This is a genomic window from Anaerotignum faecicola, from assembly GCF_003865035.1.
Lineage (GTDB): Bacteria > Bacillota > Clostridia > Lachnospirales > Anaerotignaceae > Anaerotignum_A > Anaerotignum_A faecicola.
In genome coordinates this window covers 1-4,044 of the sequence record NZ_BHVZ01000006.1, presented here as the reverse complement: position 1 = coordinate 4,044, position 4,044 = coordinate 1, and the positions used below count along the sequence as shown (strand labels likewise).

The window sequence follows — 4,044 nt, the reverse complement described above, 5'->3', positions numbered from 1 at the left end:
GTCGATACAACACGTAAAAGAGTATCTAAACGTCTAGGTATTAACCGCTGGAAAGACAATGTAAGACAAGTTGAAGATCGTTTATGTGACATCATTCCTCGCGAACGATGGAATAAAAGTCATCATCAACTCATATTCTTTGGAAGATATCATTGCTTAGCCAGAAAGCCAAATGTGATATTTGTCCTTTGTTAGATGATTGTCGCGAAGGGCAGAAACGTTATAAAGCAAGTTTGAAAGAAGCGTGATTCCATGATTGAAAAAAGTGATTTCGAACAACTTGAAACACAATTAGATGCATATGCAAGTCAGAAAAAATTAAAATCACAAGAAGCTCAACCAGTTATTGATGATTACTTTGAAATGATATTGAATTACTTTAAACAAATTAACGAAATTGACCACATCAACTTTGATAAGCTTAGCGAATATCCTGTAGTACCAATGAATTTTGACGAACGTTATCATTATATGGTCGCAAGAAATATCATTTTATGGGGTATCGCCAGATGAAAACGTTAAAATCTGAGTTGATTAAAATGAATGCATCTTATCAAATAAGAAGAAACGACAAAACAATAAATAGTAAATAACCCTCACTTATGACTAAAAGGCATTAAGACCTATAAAGTGCATAAATGAGGGTTTTTGTATACAAAAAGAGGAGAGGGACAGAAATATAATTTAGCTAAATTATTTTCGTTGTCCCTCTCCCAACTTTCATTGATTGTAGAATTTCTTATAAAGAAATTCTCTGTGTTGGGGCCCCGCCGGCAAGGATGGCTAGGATTGAGAGAAGCTAATTTAAGCGCACTTTCAATTCAGACATCTACTGCCAATATGTTAAGAAGGCTAAGACAATTAATTATGTCCCAGCCTCCTTTTTAAATGAATTATGATGCTTTATCATCAAAAATTGCATTTAAGTTAAATAGTCGTGTCAGTGCATTACCTGAGCTACTTTGAGATGAGCCGTTAGTATTGCCTGAACTACTGTTAGAGCTTGATGATGAACCGTTGCTTGAACTTGAAGAAGAAGTATCGCTATCTCCGTGAACACTGCGGTTCGTAGTGTTATTGTCAGGGTGTCCTGCAACAGATAAGTTATCACCATCGCTACCATTAACATCTTTAGGTTTCTTGAAGTCTTCGCCATCTTTAGAAGAAATATCTGACATTACATCTTGGAAAAGATATTGTGGATATTCTTGTTGAGAGTGGCCGACAAATGAGTTAGTACCGTATTGTTTAACTTTATTGAAGCCCATCCATACTGACATTGTGTATTGAGGACTAAATCCGTTAATCCATACGTCTTTAGCTGCACTATCTGGTAGGTTATATTGTTGATAAATTTCAGCACCATACGTACCAGTACCAGTTTTCGCACCTAAATTAACTCCAGAAACACCGTGTCCATACGCTGAACCGTATGCTTTAAATGTACCTTTTAAGATTTCAGCTAACATGTAAGCTGTATAATCTTTCATCGCTTTGTGACTAGAATGATCATATTCAATCGTGTCACCATCGTGAGTAACAACTTTTGAATAGAGTGGGCATTGTTATAAGTACCACCATTAGCAATTGCAGCGAATGCAGAAGCTAATTGAGTAGGTGAGAATTCAGAAGATGAACCACCGAGTACTTCTGATGGACCTATTTTACCACTATAATCTAAGCCAACTTTTGAAGCGAATTTCTTAGGTGCATCGTTTCCTGCTGATTTTTTAACTTGTTGCCAAGTTTTAAGGGCAGGAATGTTGAAACTTTGACGTAAAGCATCATAAGCAGATACATTACCATGACTCTTAGTGTCATAGTTTCTAAATTCTGAGCCATCAACCAATATGATGATTCGTCTTGAATCGCATGGTTTGTAGCCCATTGCATGTTTTCAATAGCTGGTCCATAAGCTAAGAATGGTTTTAATGAAGAACCAGTAGGGTGTGCATCAGTAGCTTGGTTACGTTCAACTACGTTTTTGTAATTACGTCCACCAGATATAGCTACGAGTCCACCAGTTTTTACTATCTAAGATAGTTGCACCGACTTGTTGGTCATCATTTTATAGTAGTTAGAACCACCATTATCAATACGATCTTGAAGCGTTTTTTGAACATCTTTGTCCATGTTAGTGTAAATCTTAATACCACTTTGTAAGACATTACCTAAGTTTTGTCTTTGAAGTATTTGTTGTTCATTAATTCTGATTGAACAAAGTTAACATATGAATCATACTCTGTATCTTTTTCATTACCGTTAACTTGACGTTCTTTCTTAGTACGTTCAACTAAGTTCGCTTTAAGATTGATCTTCTTAGCATCAGCATATTGCTTGTCACTAATTCTATGATGTTTATGCATTAAGTAAAGAACTGTATCTTTACGATCGTTAGCTTCTTTTGGATTGTTATAGATGTTATAAGGTTTGGAACCTGTGGTAAACCTGCAAGATAAGCTTCTTCAGCTAAGTTTAAGTCCTTCAAGTCCTTGTTGAAGTAATACTAGCAGCAGCTTTAACACCTGTTACACCGTCAGAATAGTAATTTTATTCAAGTAACTGGAAAATTTCATCTTTACTATATTCTTGTTCAAGACGGTAGGAGAGGTAAGCTTCTTGAGCTTTACGACCGATAGATTTTTGTTGCGTTAAGAATGAGTCTTTAACAACTTGTTGTGTTAATGTTGACGCACCTTGAGCACCGAATCCACCAGTTAAGTTTTTCCCAACAGCACCAATAAACGTTTATAATCTAGCGCACCATGATGATAGAATCGATTATCTTCTGTAGCTAAACGGCGTATTTCATATTTTTAGGCACGTCTTTAATGTTGACGTGTTCATGACGTTGGCCGTTATCCAATGTTTTAACCAGATCTCCATTTTTATCGTAAATCTTAGCTGGAATTGGATCTTCTAATTTGGACTCGGTAAAAGCTGGTGCTTTCCATGCATAGTAAGCAAACAACAAGATACCAAGTAGCAACAGAACGAAAAAGGCGATAATCATAAAGCCAATGATCTTGATGATCGTTCTCTTAACATTCCTATTCTTTTTTCCGTCGGACTTCCCACCAGTTTTACTATTATTCTTTTTAGGTTGAGAAGACCCTTTATTTTCCGTCATACGCGGTCCTCACTTTCATCTAATATCAACTTATCACTGCTTTGAGGTAATCCAATCTTGGTTGATATTGATAAGGAATATGGTAACCATTTTTCCGAATTTCTTCAACAGTAATCGATTTTTTAATTTCTTGGATGTATCTTTCCCATAAAATTCAAATTTTGAATAAGGCAAAATATAGACTTCATCAAGCGTTTTAAAACGTATCATAAGAAAAACAATTCCTTTTGAAGATATGTATTTTTCATATGTTCAACTTGATGCGAGTGAATATTATTTAATGGAAAAGAAGTTTTATTTCTTCGTTTCCTTTGCCTCAAAATCGATATAATAACCATTATAAACACCGTTATAATCAGTTGTTGAAGGTGTACGAAAATAAGCTTCATTTATCACAGCCTTGCTTCGTTAGGATAGTGAACATTCACTATTTGAACGGGGGTAGGCTTTTTATGAATGACTGCTATGCCACTCTTAAGATAATAAGCATTAGAGTGCTCAATATCTTTTTCCAGTGACATCCCGCGTCCACCGTATTCAATGTTACTTGAAAATGGCGATGGGTTGCGTCCGTCCAAAGACTTATTTTTAGAGTATGGTTTACCATTAGGATAATTCATTATATTCACCACACAAGTTGATTAAAAATAACTGCTATATAATAAGAAAAGATTCAATCAAACTCTAGTTTTTGAATGTATATGTCATTAAACAAACATACATCATTCACTATTTTAACGTGATTAAGTTATTCTGTCACGGTTTCTTTCACAAATGAAAGATAAATGTAACCTTTAAGTTATTCAATTTTTATAATTTAAATGACGCTCTCAATATTTTTCAATTATCATTTTCCAACATCTATTAACATTCCATCGCAAAGAAAACATTCAATGAAATTATTAATGAGTTTG

General features: G+C 34.7%; 9 protein-coding genes and 2 pseudogenes. 2 read left to right on the top strand and 9 right to left on the bottom strand.

Annotated features, from left to right (window positions below):
- The coding region (locus EJE48_RS08605; RefSeq protein ID WP_408608192.1) for an endonuclease III domain-containing protein at nt 1-195 on the top strand (195 nt) is incomplete at its 5' end.
- 57 nt (nt 196-252) lie between these two features.
- Nucleotides 253-513: a hypothetical protein gene (locus tag EJE48_RS08600; RefSeq protein WP_207667382.1), complete on the top strand. Its 261-nt coding sequence runs from the start codon at nt 253-255 to the stop codon at nt 511-513.
- 380 nt (nt 514-893) lie between these two features.
- On the opposite strand, the gene EJE48_RS12455 is transcribed toward EJE48_RS08600, so the two are convergent.
- The 9 genes and pseudogenes from EJE48_RS12455 to EJE48_RS12680 form a co-directional block, all read right to left on the bottom strand.
- Nucleotides 894-1,469 (bottom strand): hypothetical protein, encoded by a 576-nt coding sequence (locus EJE48_RS12455; RefSeq protein ID WP_207667381.1) that lies wholly within the window; start codon nt 1,467-1,469, stop codon nt 894-896.
- A 17-nt stretch (nt 1,470-1,486) separates the two neighbouring features.
- A complete protein-coding gene (locus EJE48_RS12450) occupies nt 1,487-1,888 on the bottom strand; it encodes a penicillin-binding transpeptidase domain-containing protein (RefSeq protein WP_207667380.1) in 402 nt (133 codons plus the stop codon).
- Between the two features lie 477 nt (nt 1,889-2,365).
- Nucleotides 2,366-2,494 (bottom strand): annotated as a pseudogene (locus EJE48_RS12970) (hypothetical protein); the annotation flags it as partial.
- A gap of 56 nt (nt 2,495-2,550) precedes the next feature.
- Nucleotides 2,551-2,742 carry a transglycosylase domain-containing protein gene (locus EJE48_RS12965; protein WP_207667383.1) on the bottom strand — a complete coding sequence of 64 codons (192 nt, stop codon included), beginning with the start codon at nt 2,740-2,742 and terminating at the stop codon, nt 2,551-2,553.
- Nucleotides 2,743-2,794: 52 nt separating this feature from the next.
- Nucleotides 2,795-3,130, bottom strand: a complete 336-nt coding sequence (locus tag EJE48_RS12435) for a hypothetical protein (RefSeq protein WP_207667378.1) — start codon at nt 3,128-3,130, stop codon at nt 2,795-2,797.
- 25 nt (nt 3,131-3,155) lie between these two features.
- The gene (locus EJE48_RS12960) at nt 3,156-3,284 is read right to left on the bottom strand and encodes a Holliday junction resolvase RecU (RefSeq protein WP_408608193.1); all 129 of its coding nucleotides are present in this window, start codon (nt 3,282-3,284) and stop codon (nt 3,156-3,158) included.
- Nucleotides 3,285-3,295: 11 nt separating this feature from the next.
- Nucleotides 3,296-3,468, bottom strand: a pseudogene (locus tag EJE48_RS12955) (Holliday junction resolvase RecU); the annotation flags it as partial.
- Nucleotides 3,425-3,526 (bottom strand): Holliday junction resolvase RecU, encoded by a 102-nt coding sequence (locus tag EJE48_RS12950; RefSeq protein ID WP_408608191.1) that lies wholly within the window; start codon nt 3,524-3,526, stop codon nt 3,425-3,427. The pseudogene EJE48_RS12955 and the gene EJE48_RS12950, both read right to left, overlap by 44 nt.
- Nucleotides 3,523-3,750: a Holliday junction resolvase RecU gene (locus EJE48_RS12680; RefSeq protein ID WP_279221713.1), complete on the bottom strand. Its 228-nt coding sequence runs from the start codon at nt 3,748-3,750 to the stop codon at nt 3,523-3,525. The genes EJE48_RS12950 and EJE48_RS12680 overlap by 4 nt, the downstream gene beginning before the upstream one ends.
- Between the last annotated feature and the right edge of the window lie 294 nt (nt 3,751-4,044).

What these genes read in the sequence shown, in the direction of transcription:
- EJE48_RS08600 (WP_207667382.1), top strand. Translation starts at nt 253, where the DNA reads ATGATTGAAAAAAGTGATTTCGAACAACTTGAAACACAATTAGATGCA.
- EJE48_RS12455 (WP_207667381.1), bottom strand. Translation starts at nt 1,469, where the DNA reads ATGTTAGCTGAAATCTTAAAAGGTACATTTAAAGCATACGGTTCAGCG.
- EJE48_RS12450 (WP_207667380.1), bottom strand. Translation starts at nt 1,888, where the DNA reads ATGGGCTACAAACCATGCGATTCAAGACGAATCATCATATTGGTTGAT.
- EJE48_RS12435 (WP_207667378.1), bottom strand. Translation starts at nt 3,130, where the DNA reads ATGACGGAAAATAAAGGGTCTTCTCAACCTAAAAAGAATAATAGTAAA.
- EJE48_RS12680 (WP_279221713.1), bottom strand. Translation starts at nt 3,750, where the DNA reads ATGAATTATCCTAATGGTAAACCATACTCTAAAAATAAGTCTTTGGAC.